Origin of the sequence: Dyadobacter fermentans DSM 18053, assembly GCF_000023125.1 — a bacterium.
GTDB lineage: Bacteria > Bacteroidota > Bacteroidia > Cytophagales > Spirosomataceae > Dyadobacter > Dyadobacter fermentans.
In genome coordinates, this window is sequence record NC_013037.1 from 6,164,502 (window position 1) to 6,183,223 (window position 18,722).

Below are 18,722 nucleotides of genomic sequence, written 5' to 3' on the forward strand. Positions count from 1 at the left end.
GGCCCGTGGCCGGTTATTGTCTTAACTTAAAATACCTACTTTCTCAATTGCTTCACCAGAGCGCGGATCTCGTCGGCCGTTTTATAGGCTTTCGGGCCGCGGCGTATTCTGGTGCGGATGTATTTCGGCCGTTTCTTGGTCTCTTCAAATATCTTGGTAATGTATTCTCCCAAAAACGAAATGCCGAGGATCGTTAATCCGCCGAAGAAAACGATCAGGATAATGACGGTGCTGAGGCCTCGTGGCGTATCCGGGAAGAAGAAAAACTTGGCGAATATTTGCCAGATGATCCCCAGAATGGACAAGCCCGTGAGGCCGAAACCCGCATAACTCATCAGTTCCAATGGCGCGAAACTAAATGAGAAGATCGCCTTTTTGGCCCACCAGATGTTCTTCGTCCAGTTGTTGGTGGACACGCCGAACATCCTTTCCGGCCGCACATACGGCACGCCGGTTTGTTTAAAACCAACCCAGGCACGCAGCCCGCGCAGGAATTGTTCCGTTTCGGGCAGGTCCACGAGCTCTTTCACCACTTTCCGGTCGATCATCGAAAAATCGCCTGCGTCGCGCGGGATAGGTATGTAGCTCAGCCCCTGGAACACCTTATAAAACGATTTGTAGAAGAAATGAATATGCGGCTTCATCTCGCGCTGCACGCGAACGCCGTACACGACGTCGTAGCCATCCATCCATTTTTCGTAAAATGCGGGGATAATCTCAGGCGGATCTTGCAAATCCCCGTCCATCAGCACCACGCAATCGCCGGTAGCGATCTCCATCCCGCTCAGGAATGCCGACTGCGATCCGAAATTTCGCGAGTGGCTGATCCCCACTACATTAGGGTCTTTATCACAAATCGCATTGATCACCTCCTCCTGGTTGTCCGGTGAGCTGTCGTTCACAAAAATGATCTCGTAGCGCACCTTCAATTCATTGAAAGTCTTCACCAACCTTTCGTACATGAACGGAATGGCCTGCGCATCCTTGTAGCACGCGATGATCGCCGTGATGACCGGATTGAGCTTCGGATTTTCGAAAGCGGGAATGACGCGCGCCTCGTACTGAATGGCATCCTGCCACTGGCTGTAACGTTTCAGACCGTCTTCGAGCGATGTTCTGGCTTCCCAGCCGAAGTCTTTTTCAAACGCCGAAGGGTCGCCGTACCAATCGGCGAGGTCCCATTTGCGGTTGGACATGCTGCCCCATTCAGGCTCTTTCGCAATCGCGAACGCCGTGCGGGTCACTTCCACGAGGTCGCCCATGGTTGTTTTCCGGCCGGTAGCAATGTTATACGAGCGTCCCGACTTTTCGTCGTTGATATTCAATGCCGCATCCAGGAACGCTTCCACGCAGTCTTCTACAAACACAAAATCGCGGCTGATATCCGGCGACACGAGCGATGGCAGGCCCTTTTTACGGGCATTCTCGATCAGCCGCGGGATCAGGCGGTCCGGCTCTTCCCAGTACCCGTAAATCGAGTACAGGCGAAGGTTTAGTGTTTTCAGCCCGGCTACTTTGGCATAATATTCCAGCAGATACGCCGCCGAAACCTTGGAAACCGCGTAATGGCTGTTTGGCTCCACGCGGTCGGTTTCTTTGGGAGACGTACAGTTGAAACCATATTCGGAGCTGCTTCCGGCGTGGATATACACCATCTCCTTCGAGCAGTTTTGCAGGATGTTCACCGTTCCGAGCACATTCGTCTCGTAGGTCAGGTTCACATTGCTCTGCTTGCTGTAAGCCCCGTAGGCAGCGAGGTTGAATATGGTTTGCGGTTTGTATTTTTCAAATACTTCCTTAATCGAATTGTCCGAAAGGATATCGCAGTGAATGATGTTTTCAAAAGGTACATTCAGCAGTTTCAGGCGCCATGCTTTGGTGGCGTCGTGCGTGACTGCGTAGCAATCCTTCCGGATTTTGAAAATATCATTGAAAAGATTGGCGCCAATGAAGCCGCTGGCACCGAAAACAAAAACTGGCCCTTTTAATTTCTCTATTTTATCGCGGTAAACCGGTAAATGATCAAGCATTCGTCAATTCATTAAGATAACGTTCTTTTACTTCCAGTGCAGCTTGCTCATACTGGTCTTTATTCATGGGTAAATAGTGCCATTCCAATTTGTTTTCCATGTAAGAAACGCCCTTTCCCTTAACGGTGTTGGCGATAATGGCTTTGGGTAGGCCGTTTTTGTGCTTTTTCAGGCCGGTAATGGCTGCGCTGATGGCCGCAATGTCGTGCCCGTCCACTTCCACGGTTTCGAAGCCGATCGCATTCCATTTTTCAACCGAAGCCGTTTCGCCCAGAACCTTGTCGGTGGTGCCGAAACCTTGCAGGCCGTTCTTGTCGATGATCATGAAAAGGTTGTCCAGCTGGTTCTGAATGGCGTAATGCGCCGCCTCCCAGGTTGTGCCTTCGTTGGTTTCTCCATCAGACAGCAGCGTGAACGAATACGCTGCATCGCCGCCGACCTTCGCCGCATGGGCAATGCCGGTTGCGATGGGCAGTCCGTGGCCGAGCGAACCCGTCGCGAACGGGATTCCTTTGTACTGGCGCGGGGCCGGGTGGGCGGGCAATGTGGTGCCGTCCAGGTAAAACGTGGCCAGTTCTTCGTCGGTAATTTCCCCCAGGGTGTTCAGGCATGCGTAAAGCGCCGCGGCGGCGTGCCCTTTGGAAAGGATAAATGTATCGTCGGCCGATTTTTCAAGGAAAAGGACCGCGATCATCAGGTCGATGCAGCTGAGTGAACAGCCGATATGGCCCGCATTGGCCTGATGGTAAAGACCCAGGATTTTCAGGCGAAGTTCGCCGCTTATTTGTTTAGGGTCATTCAGTATCTCTTCTGCTGTCATGCCTGATGTTGTATGTCGATGTAAGTAATAGCTTACAAAATAACGGTCAAATCTCCGGTTTTAAGTCCGCAATATACGAAATCTTATTGGACAGCCCGGGTAAAACAAGCGCGCCGCTTACTCAAATCCGTACCGTTTGCCTTTCAATTTCATGATTTCCAAAGGCTCGTTGCGCCCTTGCTTTTTGATCCAGATGCGTTCTGTCTGGTTCATATCCATTACCTGCACATATTGCGCATCCTTGGGGAAGTACAGATTGGTGATTTGCGCGTCGTGGATTGAATAGGGCAGGAATGTCCGGTCCATTTCGGAGAGGATCTCGTAACGCGGTGCCGGGTAATAAATAGTGTCGCCCGGCTGGTAAGCCGCTTCGATCTTTTTTGCAGCTTCCATGTAAGGATTCGGCACACGTGGCACGGCGAAATAGCCGTACTTCGGTGAGCGGTCTTCATAGAATTCCTGTAATCTCAACCCGACAAAATAGAGCTGCGCGGCGAGGAACACGAATATCAGCACCCGGAACTCGACCTGCAATGTCGTATAAAATTGCAGCAAGAGGCTGAGCAGGATGATCACATAAGGGAATGAGAACCCGGAATACCGCTGCATGATCCCGTAAGTGTGCCCGTTTTTGAACGACATCAGGATGAGGAACAGTGTGGGCACGAGCGCCATCATGTACAACATCCAGAGCCGCGCCCGCTGCTGGCGGTCGGCGCTTTTGTGTAAATCGGGAATGAAGGATAATGCAAACAGGCTGACGCTGAGGATGCTGAACTGTAATTTGTGGTTATTGTAAAACAAACCCACGAAAATGATCAGCAGATACGGAAAGCGTGGAGTAAGCCAGGCCGGTGTGTTGATTTTGTCCTTGAAACGATACCAGCAAATAAGTATTAATGCCGCCAGCAACGCTACGGCCACGTTTTTCTTACCGCCCAATGCATCGGCCAGGCCATTGGTGAACAGGATGAGATCGGAAAAAATCGGCAGCGATTTGTTGAAGACATTCAAAGGCGTTGCAGGCAGGATATTGCCGAAAGCCTGTCCGCCCGTTTCGGCCTGGTACCGGTATCTCTCCGCCTGGTGCTGCAACGACGACAACGTGTAGACGCCCCCTCCGAACATCAGCCACCAGGTTACACCCGAAAGCGTAAACACCGCCGCAATGGCCATCCTGATCCAGCCTTTGATCGTTCTCAGGAAAAATACAGCGTACAATGCGTGCGCCAGCAGCACCGAAATCACGAGGAAATGGCTTAGCAGGCCCAATCCGGCCGATAAGATGTAACCGACGTAAAGCCAGATCACATTCCGTTTTTCCGGCTTGTTTTCAATGATTTGTAAAAAGAAATAAGTAGCTGTGAGCGTCAGGAAGAATGTGAGCGAATAGTTGCGCGCCTGATGGCTGTAAGCGATAAAAAACGGCTCGATGGCCGTGATGCCCGCTGCTATCAATCCGGTGGTGATGCCGAAAAACCGTCTTGCAAAAAGATACGTTACACCGATAATGAGCAGGCTGAAAATGACTGAAAACAGCCGTATCGAAAAGTCGGAAATGCCGATCAGGTCAATCCAGGGGTGTAAAAGCAGGTAATAGAACGGACTGTTCCCGATGTCGCTGCGCGTCATCGCTTCATAATAATCCGCGATTGACTTCGGCGCCCAGAATTCCGCGGGCGTGAATGCTTTGGGATGATAAAGTTCGTTGGCGGTAAAAGTGCGGAGCACTTGCTTCTGCGGGTGCGCGGGCGTTTTCCAGAAATACGAATCTGCCAGTTCAACGCTCGAAAAGACTTCTTTCTGGTTCGCCCCTTCGAGTACTATTCCCTGGCTGACGAGCAATGTGCTCACTTCGTCGAAAAAAATACTGTAACGGTCGAGTTGATAAAGCCTTAATGCAAGGCCGGCGATCAGAATGAGGAGGAGAATACCCCTGGTTTGCAGGGTTTCTTTGGTATGGTTGGGAGACATTAGTGCGTTCGCTGATGATGGCTGTTTCCGCTTATCCGCAAAGACAAGCTCCGATTGAACATATCAAGATGCCGCGAAAATAAGGAAATTTCCCGTTATAGGATATTTTTTAGATTTTAAGAATTGTAAACTCTACTCTGCGGTTCTTCTGCCGGGTCTGTTCGGTGAGGTTGCTGGCGATGGGCCGCGCCGGTCCCCAGGCTTTGGTCTGGATGCGCCGACCGTCAATGCCTTTGGACAAAAGATATTTTTTGACCTGCTCCACGCGATCGGCCGAGAGCTTCACATTCTTTTGCACTTCGCCCTGGTTGTCGGTATGTCCTTCGAGTAGGATTTCCATCGTCGGGTAGGTTTGCATCGTCTCGGCAATCCGATCCAACTCCACCAGCGAGGCAGGTGTCACTTCCGCGCTGCTTTGGGAAAACATGGTGTTGCTCAGTCGGATCTGCTGCCCGGCTTTGATCGGGTGCAGGTAAATGTTCTTGCGGATGGTTCGGAAGGCGTTGTCTCCGAGCAGGTCCATATCTTCCGAAACTGGGAAATAGCCTTCGCCCGATGCCGAAATGCGGTAAACTTCCTTCAATGGCAGTATGAGCCGGTACTCGCCCGTTTCGGGGTCGAAATTAGCTTTGGCGAAAGTGTTATTGCTGTTTTTGAAATCCGCTGTGATCTCGGATTTGACCGGTTTGGTTGTTTCCGCTTCAAATACATTCCCGCTGACCACCGCCACAGGGTCCGGCTTGATTTCGGGCGTCATTCGAATGCGGAATATATCTTCCTGGCCCAGAACTTTGTCGCTAGCGCTGAAATAGGCGTAATCGCCCGTAGCGGGAATGTTGATAAATGCATCCCAGAGTGGCGAGTTAATGGCCGGTCCGAGGTTTTCGGGCGTCGACCAGTTCAGCCACGTGTCGTCCAGGCGGCGGGTAAGGAACAGGTCGCCCTCGCCGTAGCCCGCGTGGCCTTGTGAAGAGAAGTACAGGGTTTTATTGTCCAATGCGAGGAACGGCGTCCCCTCGTAATCGGCCGTGTTGATCACGCTGCCCAGGTTCCGCGGCTCGGACCACGTGTTGTCTTTTTGCAGAAATGAAATGTAAAGGTCCTTCCCGCCCTCCGAATCGGCCCGCTGGACGGACATAATTAGCACATTTTCGAATGGCGAGACGGTGATTTCGATCGTCGTCGCCGACCCCACCAGGTTTGTTATTTTGGAAGATTTCGGAAAACCCCAGCCCGATTTGGTTTTGAACGACCGTGAAAATCCGAAATACATGCTGCCGTCGGGGCGGTATTCATTGATGAGGTAAATCGTTTTGCCATCCGCTGAAATGCTCGTAATCGCATTGTCGCCTGCATTGTTGATCGGGGAACCCATATTTAACGCATCCGTCCATTGGCCTTTATCATTGAGCGTCGAGTACCACACATCCTGGCGGGACGGCGAGCCGATATTGCCTTCGAAATTATTCCGTGTAAAGTAAAGCGTTTTGCCATCGGGGGAAATAATGGGCGCCACTTCCTGGCCTTTGGAGTTGATCGCCTTGCCCATATTTTCCTTCTGGGTTTTCAGCTGTGTGGCCGTAAAGTTGATCTTAGCCTCAATCGGCGCTGTTTCCGAAGAAATACCGATCGCGTCGATCTGGTTGAAACCCGGTACTTTGTTGGGCTGCAACACCACTTTCACCGCATTGGCCTGGATGTTTTGGGTTGGGAAAATGCGTAGCATCCTTCCTTTCACCGCCTGCTGGGCAGCCGGATTTTCCAGCACGAGGTATTCCTTGCCCGCAGCATCGTAGGCATACACCCGCGCGATGGCTCCCGGATTGAAGTTTTCAGCAATCGCGATCTGTTTCAGTGCAATGGATTTTGCAAAACCGACCTTAATCCACTCTTCATTGCGACCGTCCGGATCAGCCGGCGACCATGCGCATGGGCTGTTACCGAAATCGGGGAGCTTGCTCGGTACGCCCAGAATTTGTTTGGAACGGTAGGCGTGGCCTATTTGCGACGGGCGGTATTCGGACGAGTAACCCAGGACTTTGTTTGCCCACAACACTTCCTGGCAGGATGCGGAAAGCGGCATTACCGCCGTGAGAAAGCCAAAAAGATATTTTCTAAAAGTCAAATGCATGGGGTGATCAGATACCGGCCGGGCTATTCAATATCTGTTAATATAATGATAATACAAAAAAATGTCAATCCTACTGCTTGGCGCCGATCAGGAGAATCCAGTCCCATTCCGGCTGCGAATCGGGCGGCTGGACGATCGCTTCTTCATCCGGTTTCAAATCTTTGCCGTTCCACCGCTTGCCGGTCCGCGGACTGTACCACACAGCCCCGAATACGGTGCCTTCCAGATGTTTGAGGTCGAGCCGGACCGGCCGGGAAGTGGGAATGTAGAGCATCGCCATCTTCTTGTTAGACAATGAAACAATGCCTATTTCGGCCTTATCGACCGAATCCGGGAGCAAATCGGGCTCGTCGGGCTGCATATATTCCCACGGAATGCCTTTGAGGATTTTCACGAGCTGGTGAATGTATTCCGCGCCGTCCTTGGTGATATTCACTTTCCAGGTCGGATTGAAATTCTTAATCGTGCTCATGTGGCAAAAGCCGGCGGCGGAACTGAGAATGGACTGGTAGGCCTGGTTGCGGATGAGCGTCGACTGGTCAGTAATTTCCTTCGGGAATTCCGAATTCGCGATGAGGAAGGGCCTTAATGCGGCTTCGGCTGAATTCTTCTGCCAGTTGGCCAATGCGGCATATTCCGCAGGAGTTACCGTGGAGTCGGGAATGATGAATTTGAGTTGCGAATGGTTGGGCGAATTGTCGTTCACGCTCGTGGGCGAGCAGGTGTTGAGCGACGCCAGGATCTGCCCGTCGGATTCAGAACGGATGCCTTCGGAAATGGCCTTGAACTGGGAAGCGCTCTGGTATTCCTCCTCGCTGACGATCCAGATGATATTGGCATATTTCGAGAAACGCTTTCCTACATAAGTTCCGTAGCTTTTCCAGGCTTCCTCTTTTTGTGTATCAAAAGCCGTGTTCCAGCTCTGCCGCGATACCACAATGCCTACCACCAGGTTGCGCTCACGGGCTGCTATCACAATTTTTTCCAGGTAATCGAAATAGGATTTATTCGGCTTGGTGAGGTCGTTATTATCGAGGAACGGCGCAATCTTGTTGAAGTTCCGCTGGTTAGGCAATGCAGGCAGCAAATGCACGAGAAACGTGTTGAACGACTGCGACTTGCGAATATCCATGTACTGCACCGCTTCGGTGTAGCTGAGGCGCCGGAGCATTTGCCAGGCCACATCGGCCACCATCAGGAACGGCGTGCCGTTGTTGTCGGTAAGGTGCTTTCCGCTCGGGCTGATCTTCAACGGGAACCGGGCCGGGGGTTGATCGGTGCCCCGAAACGTGAAACCGAACGACAGTACGCAGGGGAGCAATACCCAGATCAGCGATCTGGCGACCAACGGATGGATGGTCAGCGGTCTGGAAATTTTCATTGGTGTCGGCTCAATGGGTGCTAGCTATTGCCCAGCTCGGCGATCGTCTTTGCCGGATCGGGCGACGTGAAAACGAAGCTTCCGGCCACCAGGATATCGACACCTTCGCGTACGAGTCGGGGGGCATTGTTGAGATTAACGCCGCCATCGACCTCAATCTTGAAATTGTAGCCAAATTCTTTGCGGTAACGGTCGAGCGTCGCGATCTTCTTATATGTATTCTCAATGAATTTCTGCCCGCCGAAACCAGGGTTCACGGACATGATCAGGATGAGCGAAACATCGCCCATGATTTCGCTCAGCACTTCCACGGGTGTATGCGGGTTGAGCGCCACGCCCGGTTCCGCACCAAGCTCTTTAATGTGCTGGATCGTGCGGTGCAAATGCGGACAAGCCTCATAATGTACCGTAATCCCCGACGCGCCCGCATTGCGGAATGCTTCGAGGTAGCGGTCGGGCTGCTCGATCATCAGGTGCACATCCAGCGGCTTTTTGGCATGCCGGTGAATGGCTTCGCACACGGGTAACCCGAATGAAATGTTCGGCACAAACATGCCGTCCATGATATCCACATGAATGTAACCTGCGGAACTGTTATTGATCATTTCGACGTCGCGTTGCAGGTTCGCAAAATCCGCGGCGAGTATGGAAGGGGCAATTTCAGCCATGAAAATCAGGTGCTAGATTGATTCGTAGGGCCGAAATTAGTGAATTTATGGGCAATGCGGGTTATCCATTGATTGCATTCGCGGGAAATGAAAGGCTGTCAAGCACTTGCGAGCGTACGAGGTCGTCATTGGCGTACGATCCCGACAATGCTTAACGGCCATTGACCAGGGCATATATTTCAATGCCAATTTTTTCCGGCAAAACGAGCCAGCATTCGGGTACGCCGTAGCTTTCGTAGATGTCTTTTTTGACGACAGTATCTATGTAATGCATTTCAGGTGAAACAACCTCGATGACAAGCTTAGGCATGCTGTGAACCGCTTCCTGCAAAATATTCTCACGCTCTTTTGATACGAAAAATAAATCAGGTTGGAGGACATTGAAGTTTTCTTTAAAGATTACGTCGTAAGGGATACGACAAAGCGTTCCCAATTGATGGGTCTTCAAGTGATCGTAAAGTACGTACAGGAGCTGTGTTATGGCTCGCTGATGCGGCATTTTCGGGCATGGCAAATCAATTTCTTTGCCGTTGATAATCTGTGTATATTCTTTGTTAATGGAAACTGCTCCGTCAATAATAGTTTTCATGGATGCTTCGGTTTTTTGACCAAAATACAAAGTGGGCTTGCTTCTGAAAGGGTATCGCAAAGCCCAATGTTCAACTGACATTCCTGGGTTTTCAATCGGAAATGACTGCAACAACTCCACGTTCAAAATTTGAATTAAATCTTAAATTTGGGCCGAATCATTAAAGCCGCCGTGACCACTATGAATCCCGAACAGAGAATCCAGGAGCTTTCAGAAAAGCTGCATTACTACAATGACCGCTACTACCAGGATAGCGTGTCGGAAATATCGGATTACGAATTCGATCAGCTGCTCAAAGAGCTGCAAGCCCTGGAAAGCGAATACCCGCAGTTCCGGCAGGACGATTCACCCACGCAGCGCGTCGGCGGGACGGTCACAAAGTCATTTAATGCCGTGTACCACCGGTACCCGATGCTCTCGCTCGATAATACCTATAATGAAGACGAACTCCGCAGTTTCGACGACCGCGTGCGCCGCGGGCTGGATGGAGAGGCTTACGAATACATTTGCGAGCTCAAATTCGACGGTATTTCCCTCAGTTTTACCTACGAAAACGGCGTCCTTGTGCGCGGCGTCACGCGCGGCGACGGCACACGCGGCGACGAGATCACCAACAATGTAAAGACTATTCGCTCATTGCCACTCCGCGTGAAAGCGGACGGCATTCCGCCTGTTTTCGAGATCCGGGGCGAGGGTTTTATGCCCATTTCGTCATTTCAGAAACTGAACGAGGAAATGGAAACGCTGGGTGAAAACCAGTATGCCAATCCGCGCAATGCCGCGTCGGGTTCGTTCAAGTTGCAGGATTCGGCGGAGGCGGCGCGGCGCGGGCTGGATAGTTACATTTATTCGTTTTTATCGGATAATGCATTTTTCAAAAGCCATGAGGAAAGTTTGCTGGCGCTGAAATCGTGGGGTTTTAACGTGTCGCCGGGCTGGAAGAAAGTTTCTACGATCGACGAGGTGATTGCATACATTCATGAATGGGAGGAGAAACGGGCGCATTTGCCGCTCGCTACGGACGGTATTGTGATTAAGATCAATTCGTTCGAACAGCAGCGGGAGCTTGGATTTACAGCCAAAAGCCCGCGCTGGGCGATTTCTTACAAATACAAAGCGGAGAACAAACCCGCCGTGCTGCGGATGGTGACCTACCAGGTGGGGCGGACGGGCGCGGTGACGCCGGTAGCCAATCTTTGCGACCTTTCGGAGCGGGCATTGCCTTATAATCAGGTTAAAGGCGTGCATTTGTCGGGCACGCGGGTGAAACGTGCTACCCTGCACAATGCCAACGAGCTGGAAAGGCTGGGCGTGCGGCTCAACGACACGGTGTTTGTTGAAAAAAGCGGCGAAATCATCCCTAAAATCACAGGAGTGGACGTTTCGCAACGAGAAAACTACGAAACCGAACCGGTAATATTCCCCACGCATTGCCCCGAATGCGGCCACGAATTGCAGCGTAACGAAGGTGAAGTCGCGTTCTTTTGTCCCAACGACAGCCATTGCCCGCCGCAGCTGAAAGGCCGCATCGAGCACTTCATTCACCGAAAGGCAATGAATATCGAAAGCTTGGGCGAAGGTAAAATCGAGTTGCTTTTCGACCTGGACCTCGTGCGCACACCCGCAGACCTGTACGACCTCAATCACGACAAACTGCTCGGCCTCGAAAAGAACCTGCTGAACGAAGAAACGGGCAAATTGAAAAAGATCAGTTTCAGGGAAAAAACGGTAGAAAACATCCTGAAAGGCATAGAGGTGTCGCGGACCGTGCCGTTCAAAAACGTGCTTTTCGCATTGGGAATCCGCTTTGTGGGACAAACGGTGGCCGAAAAGCTCGCGGCGTATTTCAAATCCATGCGCGCATTGCGGGCGGCAACTTACGAGCAGCTCACCGCCGTGCCCGAAATCGGCGGGCGCATTGCATTGAGTATCGAATCGTTTTTCAGCGTGCCGGAAAATCAAATGCTCGTTGAGCGACTGGAACGCGCCGGTTTGCAAATGGAAAGCGATGAAAAGCCGGTGGAGATCGAAAGCGACTTGCTTGACGGCAAAACGTTCGTGATTTCGGGCGTGTTCGAGAATTTCGAGCGCGACGAGCTGAAAGAGAAGATCGAAGCGAACGGCGGAAAGGTGCTCAGCGGCGTGTCCGGGAAGCTCAATTACCTGCTCGCCGGCGCCAATATGGGCCCTTCCAAACTCGAAAAAGCACGTAAACTGGGCGTTACAATCATCTCCGAAGAAGAATTTTTAGCAATGATTGGAAATTAAGTGAAGAAAATAGCCCCGGAAGGCTAACTTTGTGTTTTAAAATCTAACAATTATATAAGTAAATAATGCCATTGGACCAACGTTTCAAAGGGGTAGGAGCGGCGCTGATCACACCTTTTGATGAACAAAATGAGATTGATTATCCGGGTCTGAAAAGACTGATCGACCTGGTCACGGAAGGTGGTACCGACTACCTCGTTGTACAAGGAACAACTGGCGAGTCGCCAACGGTTACTTCCAAGGAAAAGCGTGAGATCCTGGCATTTACAATCGAAAATAACTACAAAAAGCTGCCGATCGTTTACGGTATCGGAAGCAACAATACCCAGTCGGTACTGAATACAATTAAGGAAACCGATTTTACCGGCGTGGATGCGATCCTGTCTGTTTGTCCTTATTATAACAAACCCACGCAGGAAGGCATTATCGCGCATTTTACGGCAATTGCCGATGCTTCGCCGGTTCCGGTACTTTTATACAACGTTCCGGGCCGCACGGTAATCAATATGAAGGCGGATACGATCGTGAAACTGGCGGCTCATCCGAATATTATCGGTATCAAAGACGCCGGCGGAAGCCTCGAACAAAGCATGGAACTCGCTGCCCGTGCGCCGGAGGACTTTTTGCTGCTTTCGGGTGATGATAACCTCGTGACCACCATGGTGAGCGTAGGCTGGCATGGCGTTATTTCGGTGATTGCCAATGCATTCCCGAAAGAATTCGGCGAACTCACCTGGGCTGCACTCGAAGGCCGTTTTAAAGACGCTGCCAAATTGCAGCTCGCATTTCTGGAATTCGATACCTTGCTTTACATTGAATCTAACCCCGTTGGGATCAAGAAGTGTCTGGAAATCAAAGGCATTTGCAGCTCCGATGTACGTTTGCCGTTGCTGAAAGCGTCGAAAGAACTGGGCGAGAAGTTGGAGAAGGCGATGGTTCGCGAAGGGTTTATCTGATGGGCCGGCTCGTTAAGAGCGGTGAATATTGGTCAGGTGTTGTCATCTGATACTCCGGCTTTACGTTATATTTCGCATCACAGGTTTGGGATTTAAATCCGGCCTGTGATGTTTTGTTTTAAACCAAAAGCGAAATTCTATGATCACCTTTTATCCAGGACCCAGCAAGGTTTATCCAGAGGTCGAACAATTCATTTCGGAGGCATTTGCCAGCGGTTTGATCAGCGCCAACCATCGCAGCGAGGTCTTTATGCAGTTGCTCGAAAAAACGATCGCGGACCTAAAAGCGAAACTGGACATTCCGGCTGGTTACGAAGTGTACCTCGTGTCGTCGGCCACCGAATGCTGGGAAATCATCGCGCAATCGCTGCTCATCGATTCCAGCCTGCATATTTACAACGGCGCATTCGGCGAAAAATGGATGGAATATACCCACCGCATTTCGCTGCGGACGAGCGACGCGGCGTTCGGCCTCAACGAAACGTTGCTCATGGACCGTTCCGCTGTGTTTTCACGCAATGAACTGATTTGCGTCACGCATAACGAAACGTCCAACGGGACCAAAATACCCGAGGACTTCCTGCTCGACATTCGTAAGAAAGTCGATAACCTGATCGCCGTGGACGCAACTTCTTCCATGGCCGGGGTGGTCTTGCCCTGGGAGAATGCGGATGTGTGGTATGCGTCGGTGCAGAAATGTTTCGGATTACCGGCCGGTTTGGCGGTGATGGTCGTTTCGCCGAAGGCTATCGAGCGGGCGATCCAGGTGGGAGAACGGAAGCATTACAATAGCCTGCTGTTTATACGCGATAACTTTTTGAAGTTTCAGACACCCTTTACCCCCAATATCCTCGGTATTTATCTGCTCGGAAAGGTAATGCAACAGGTCCCGGCCATTGAGCAAACGGACAAGCAGACCCGCCGGCGCGCGCACGATTGGTATGCATTCCTGCTCGAAAACGGTTATGAGCTGGTTGTTGAAAACACGGCGGTACGTTCCGATACGGTCATTGCCGTCAGGGAAACGAAAGAGCGGATTTCGGAGCTGAAAGGCGCTGCGAAAAGGGAGGGCATCACGCTTGGTAACGGCTATGGCAAAGAGAAGGATACCAGCTTCCGGATTGCCAACTTCCCGGCTATCAGCGATGCGGAAATCGCGACGTTGAAGGCTTTTTTGGTGAAAATGGCCGCGTATTGACGGAATGAGTAGTAAATGGCATTCAATGTATTTATTACTAAAAACAAATCTACTCACTTGCGGATTTCTAAATTGTGCGATTAGATATTTTAAAGCAATACCAGGCCCAGACGAAATGTCTGGTTGCGCTGGATTCTATCATTTTTGGTTTTGATGGCGAAGAGCTCAAATTGTTGTTGGTAAAAAGGGGCATTGAAGACGAGCATCACACATGGTCGCTTATGGGCGGCTGGGTACAACCCGACGAAAGCCTCGAAGGCGCATCGTCCCGCATCCTGTTTGAATTGACCAATCTCACCGACATTTACCTCGAACAACTTTACACATTCGGAAGTCCCCAGCGCGATCCCGTTGAGCGAACGGTGTCAGTCGCCTATTTCGCACTCATTAATGTGGAGGATTACGACCATAAGATTTCCAAAAACTTCGAAGCGCAGTGGTTTTCGATGCAGGAATTGCCTAAGCTGCTCTTTGACCACGGCATGATGGTCGAAATGGCTATTCAGCACCTGCGTTACAAGGCCTCGCAGCACCCGATCGGCTTCGAATTGCTGCCTGAAAAGTTCACGATTCCCCAGTTGCAGAAATTGTACGAAGCGATTTTCGGAACGGAGCTGGATAAGCGCAATTTTAGCCGTAAACTCTTGTCAACCAACTTGTTGATAAAACTGGACGAGAAGCAGAAAGGCTATTCCAAAAAGGGCGCGTATTTCTACAAAATCGACGAGGAGAAATATAAAAAGCAGTTTAATACCTTCCTGAACTTCCTGCCGGGAAGCGCTTCTTAGCCGCCGCTATTTCGGGGTGATGGTTGTGTAAGCAGTCGGATTTGAGCAACTTTGCGGGACCAAACCTCGCGAAAGTGTAAGCTCATGTTCAATTTCAAGGAAATCATCTCCGTCACGCTGATCCTCTTTTCGGTGATCGATGTGCTTGGCTCATTGCCTATTATCGTCGATTTCCGCAGGAAACTCGGCAAGATCGAGTCCGAGAAAACGACCATCGTTGCCGGAGCCATTATGGTGATATTCCTGTTTTTGGGCGAGCGGTTACTAAGCCTTTTTGGCGTCGATATCGCCTCATTTGCCATCGCGGGGGCCATTATCCTGTTTTTGCTGGGGCTCGAAATGATCCTGGGAAGGGACATTTTCAAGCACGGAAATATCGACGTGGGCGTGGCATCCATCGTCCCCATCGCATTCCCGATGATCGCGGGCGCGGCCACAATGACGACATTACTTTCGCTCCGCTCGACCTACCAGATCCAGAACATCCTGGTAGGCATCGTGCTGAACCTCTTTTTTATTTACCTCGTATTAAAATCATCGAACTGGCTCGAAAGGAAGCTGGGGCAGGGCGGTACGGATATTCTTCGTAAAGTATTCGGAATCATTCTGTTGGCTATATCTATTAAGCTTTTCAAAACCAACCTTTCGATGTAAGTGGCGCCCCGGCGTAACATTCAAGTAAGACCAATTTTTTAAACCATATAACAATGCAACAACTGGATAGCCTTAATCAAGTCGCGGATTTTCACAGAACTTTCAAACACCCGATCCTGGAAACGCCGACGATCCCCTCCGAAGAAAGAAGCCGCCTGCGCGTGGCATTGCTCGCCGAGGAATTGAAGGAGCTGGAAGTTGCGATCCTCGAAAAGGACATTGTGGAGGTGGCCGACGCCCTTTGCGACCTGCAATACGTGCTTTCCGGCGCGGTGCTGGAATTCGGGCTGGGCGAGAAGTTCCGGACGCTGTTCGACGAAGTGCAGCGCTCGAATATGTCCAAAGCGTGCAACTCGATGGAAGAAGCCGAAGCGACTGTGGCGCATTACCAGGCCAAAGGCACGGATTGCTATTTCAAGGAAGATAATGGCAAATACCTCGTGTACCGCACGGCCGACGACAAGACTTTGAAAAACATCAATTATTCGCCGGCTGACCTGGCGTCGATTATCGGTTAGTCGTATTTCAAAAACTTCAATCGATTCATTATGAGCTCTGTTCTCGAACGCTTCCTGCGTTATGTGCAAATAGACACGCAGTCGGACCCTAACTCGGAAACATTTCCCAGCACTGCCAAGCAGCGTAACCTGAGCAACCTGCTCGCCGAAGAACTTCGCGCGCTGGGCGTTGCGGACGCGCATGTGGACGAGCATGGGTACGTGTATGCGACGATCCCGTCGAATTCCGATAAAGCGGACATTCCGGTGATCTGTTTCTGCTCGCACGTGGACACATCGCCGGACGTTACCGGCGAAAATGTGAAGCCGATCGTTCACCGGAACTGGGACGGCTCCGACATAATCCTGCCGGACGATAACATGCAGGTTTTGCGGATAGGAGAGCTGCACGATCTCGACCAGCAGATCGGGAACGACATTGTTACCGCCAGCGGCACCACATTGTTGGGCGCTGACAATAAGGCGGGCGTGGCCGAAATCATGGCCGCGGCCGAACATTTGCTCGCTAATCCGCAGCTGAAACACGGGGATATCAAAATCCTCTTCACACCGGACGAGGAAGTAGGCCGAGGCACCGAAAAAGTCGATTTGCAAAAGCTGGGCGCCGATTTCGGATACACTGTGGACGGCGAGGCGATCGGGACATTGGAAGATGAAACGTTTTCAGCCGATGGCGTGAAAATCACCATTCACGGTGTAAGTACGCACCCGGGTTACGCGATCGGCAAGCTGGAAAATGCATTGAAAATCGCTGCTGAAATATTGGCAAGACTTCCGAAAGACAGACTTTCGCCCGAAACCACGCAGGATAAGGAGGGCTTTATTCATCCGGTGCAAATGGAAGGGATTCAGGAAAAAGCAGTGCTGAACTTCATTATCCGCGATTTTACCGTTGCAGGCCTGCATGAAAAAGAGGATTTTCTGAAAGGCATTATGGAAGATGTTTTGAAAGAATACCCCAATTCGACCGCCGAATTTAAAGTCCAGGAACAGTACCGGAACATGAAAGAAGTGCTCGACCAGCGCCCGGAAGTGATCCAAAACGCATTGACGGCCATGGAACGGGTAGGTTTAAATCCCATCCAACGCAGCATCCGCGGAGGCACCGACGGCTCGCGCCTCTCATTCATGGGCCTGCCCTGCCCGAACATCTTCGCCGGCGAACACGCATTCCACTCCAAGCTGGAATGGGTATCGGTGCAGGATATGGAGAAGGCGGTGGAGGTCATCGTCAGTTTGGCGGGCGTTTGGGAGGAGAAGAAATTTTGAATGATTGAATGACTGAATGACCGAATATTTTTATTCAATCATTCAATCATTCAATCATTCAATCATTCAATCATTCAGTCATTCAATCATTAATCCATTCAATCATTCGATCATTGAAAAAGACAAAGTTCTACGTCGTCTGGCAGGGCCGGAAAACCGGGGTTTTTACCGATTGGAAGGAGTGTGAGGCGCAGATTAAGGGCTTCGAGGATGCGCGCTACAAGTCGTTCGACTCGTTGCAGGAGGCCGAGGCGGCCATTCAGCGGAATTACTGGGAATTTGTAGCCAAAAAGGATAGCAAACCCGCCGTCCAGGAACCGCCTGCTAATGTAGGCCGACCGATTAAAAACAGCATTGCCGTAGATGCGGCCTGGAACACGGCTACCGGCGACATGGAATACCAGGGCGTGTATTACGCCACCGGCGACCGCATTTTCCTGCAAGGGCCGTTTAAAGACGGCACCAATAATATCGGCGAGTTTCTGGCGATCGTGCATGCCTTGGCCTATTTGCAGAAAAAGGAAAGCGACCTGCCGATTTACACGGATTCTAAAACGGCGATGGCCTGGATTAAAAAGAAACACGCCAATACCAATCTGGCTTTGACCCCACGGAACAAGCCGCTTTTTGAAATGTTGCAGCGCGCCGAACGATGGCTTGCAACAAACACTTACCCCAACAGGATATTGAAATGGGAGACGGAATATTGGGGCGAAAATCCGGCTGATTTTGGACGAAAATAAAGCATAATATGCCCCGCAACGCCCATTTCCGTTTCAAGCAGTTCACGGTCCGGCAGGACCAGTGTGCGATGAAAGTGTGTACCGACGCCTGCGTCCTCGGCGCATGGGCGGATGTGGAGGACGCCGACCGCATTCTCGACATAGGGGCCGGAACGGGCCTGCTCTCGCTCATGGTTGCGCAGCGCAACACGTACGCGATGATCGACGCTGTGGAAATTGATGCGGAGGCGTTTTACCAGGCCGGTGAAAATGTGGAACAAAGTCCGTTTCACGACCGCATTACGCTTTTCCATTCGGCGGTGCAAGAATTTGTGTCCGAGCACCGGTATGACGTGATCATTACCAACCCGCCGTTTTTCCAGTCGGACCTGCTTTCGCCGATTGATAAGAAGAATATCGCCCATCATGCCAAATCCCTTGATTTTGAGGAATTACTGACGGCTATTGAGCGGCTTTTGAAGCCGGAAGGTAAATTCAACATTCTTTTTCCGGTAGACGAAGGCAGTCGCTTCGCAGAGAAAGCGGCACATGCTGGCTGGAAACTGACCCGGAAACTGACATTGTTTCATCAGGAAGACAAAAAAGCATTCCGCCTGCTGATGCGCTTTGAGCGTGCGGAAGTTGCTCATAATGTGATCGTTGAGCCTGACTTGTATATTTATGAAAAAGATGGTGTGACGCATGATCCGCGTTTCAGGGAATTGCTAAAAGCTTTTTATTTGAAATTTTGATCAG

The 18,722-nt window shown here is 51.0% G+C and carries 16 protein-coding genes; 9 read left to right on the forward strand and 7 right to left on the reverse strand.

What is annotated here, in order from left to right; all coding sequences use genetic code 11:
* Positions 1-35: 35 nt before the first annotated feature.
* The 7 genes from DFER_RS25430 to DFER_RS25460 all read right to left on the reverse strand — a co-directional run bounded on the left by DFER_RS25430 (position 36) and on the right by DFER_RS25460 (position 9,593).
* Positions 36-2,030, reverse strand: a complete 1,995-nt coding sequence (locus DFER_RS25430) for an NAD-dependent epimerase/dehydratase family protein (protein WP_015814545.1) — start codon at positions 2,028-2,030, stop codon at positions 36-38.
* On the reverse strand, positions 2,023-2,850 hold the full coding sequence (locus DFER_RS25435) for a transketolase (protein ID WP_015814546.1): 828 nt from the start codon (positions 2,848-2,850) through the stop codon (positions 2,023-2,025). Before DFER_RS25435 ends, DFER_RS25430 begins: the two co-directional genes overlap by 8 nt.
* 117 nt (positions 2,851-2,967) lie before the next feature.
* The gene (locus DFER_RS25440) at positions 2,968-4,824 is read right to left on the reverse strand and encodes a glycosyltransferase family 39 protein (RefSeq protein ID WP_015814547.1); all 1,857 of its coding nucleotides are present in this window, start codon (positions 4,822-4,824) and stop codon (positions 2,968-2,970) included.
* 109 nt (positions 4,825-4,933) lie between these two features.
* Positions 4,934-6,955, reverse strand: a complete 2,022-nt coding sequence (locus DFER_RS25445) for an OmpA family protein (RefSeq protein WP_015814548.1) — start codon at positions 6,953-6,955, stop codon at positions 4,934-4,936.
* A gap of 70 nt (positions 6,956-7,025) precedes the next feature.
* On the reverse strand, positions 7,026-8,336 hold the full coding sequence (locus DFER_RS25450) for an apiosidase-like domain-containing protein (RefSeq protein ID WP_015814549.1): 1,311 nt from the start codon (positions 8,334-8,336) through the stop codon (positions 7,026-7,028).
* Positions 8,337-8,356: 20 nt separating this feature from the next.
* Positions 8,357-9,004 (reverse strand): ribulose-phosphate 3-epimerase, encoded by a 648-nt coding sequence (gene rpe / locus DFER_RS25455; RefSeq protein WP_015814550.1) that lies wholly within the window; start codon positions 9,002-9,004, stop codon positions 8,357-8,359.
* Positions 9,005-9,155: 151 nt separating this feature from the next.
* Positions 9,156-9,593: a Uma2 family endonuclease gene (locus tag DFER_RS25460; protein ID WP_015814551.1), complete on the reverse strand. Its 438-nt coding sequence runs from the start codon at positions 9,591-9,593 to the stop codon at positions 9,156-9,158.
* Positions 9,594-9,773: 180 nt separating this feature from the next.
* Here DFER_RS25460 and ligA point away from each other — a divergent pair, with 180 nt between their 5' ends.
* From ligA to DFER_RS25505, 9 genes are all read left to right on the forward strand, one after another.
* A complete protein-coding gene (gene ligA / locus DFER_RS25465) occupies positions 9,774-11,861 on the forward strand; it encodes an NAD-dependent DNA ligase LigA (RefSeq protein WP_015814552.1) in 2,088 nt (695 codons plus the stop codon).
* 65 nt (positions 11,862-11,926) lie between these two features.
* A complete protein-coding gene (dapA, locus tag DFER_RS25470; protein WP_015814553.1) occupies positions 11,927-12,817 on the forward strand; it encodes a 4-hydroxy-tetrahydrodipicolinate synthase in 891 nt (296 codons plus the stop codon).
* 139 nt (positions 12,818-12,956) lie between these two features.
* Positions 12,957-14,015, forward strand: coding sequence for an aminotransferase class V-fold PLP-dependent enzyme (locus DFER_RS25475; RefSeq protein WP_015814554.1), 1,059 nt, complete (start codon positions 12,957-12,959; stop codon positions 14,013-14,015).
* Positions 14,016-14,089: 74 nt separating this feature from the next.
* Positions 14,090-14,803 (forward strand): NUDIX hydrolase, encoded by a 714-nt coding sequence (locus DFER_RS25480; RefSeq protein WP_015814555.1) that lies wholly within the window; start codon positions 14,090-14,092, stop codon positions 14,801-14,803.
* An 84-nt stretch (positions 14,804-14,887) separates the two neighbouring features.
* On the forward strand, positions 14,888-15,457 hold the full coding sequence (locus DFER_RS25485) for a MarC family protein (RefSeq protein WP_015814556.1): 570 nt from the start codon (positions 14,888-14,890) through the stop codon (positions 15,455-15,457).
* Between the two features lie 53 nt (positions 15,458-15,510).
* Positions 15,511-15,975, forward strand: coding sequence for a pyrophosphohydrolase domain-containing protein (locus DFER_RS25490; protein WP_015814557.1), 465 nt, complete (start codon positions 15,511-15,513; stop codon positions 15,973-15,975).
* Between the two features lie 30 nt (positions 15,976-16,005).
* Positions 16,006-17,244 carry a peptidase T gene (pepT, locus tag DFER_RS25495; protein WP_015814558.1) on the forward strand — a complete coding sequence of 413 codons (1,239 nt, stop codon included), beginning with the start codon at positions 16,006-16,008 and terminating at the stop codon, positions 17,242-17,244.
* A 113-nt stretch (positions 17,245-17,357) separates the two neighbouring features.
* Positions 17,358-17,987 (forward strand): ribonuclease H1 domain-containing protein, encoded by a 630-nt coding sequence (locus DFER_RS25500; protein ID WP_015814559.1) that lies wholly within the window; start codon positions 17,358-17,360, stop codon positions 17,985-17,987.
* Between the two features lie 8 nt (positions 17,988-17,995).
* Positions 17,996-18,718, forward strand: coding sequence for a tRNA1(Val) (adenine(37)-N6)-methyltransferase (locus DFER_RS25505; protein ID WP_015814560.1), 723 nt, complete (start codon positions 17,996-17,998; stop codon positions 18,716-18,718).
* The last annotated feature ends 4 nt before the right edge of the window (positions 18,719-18,722 follow it).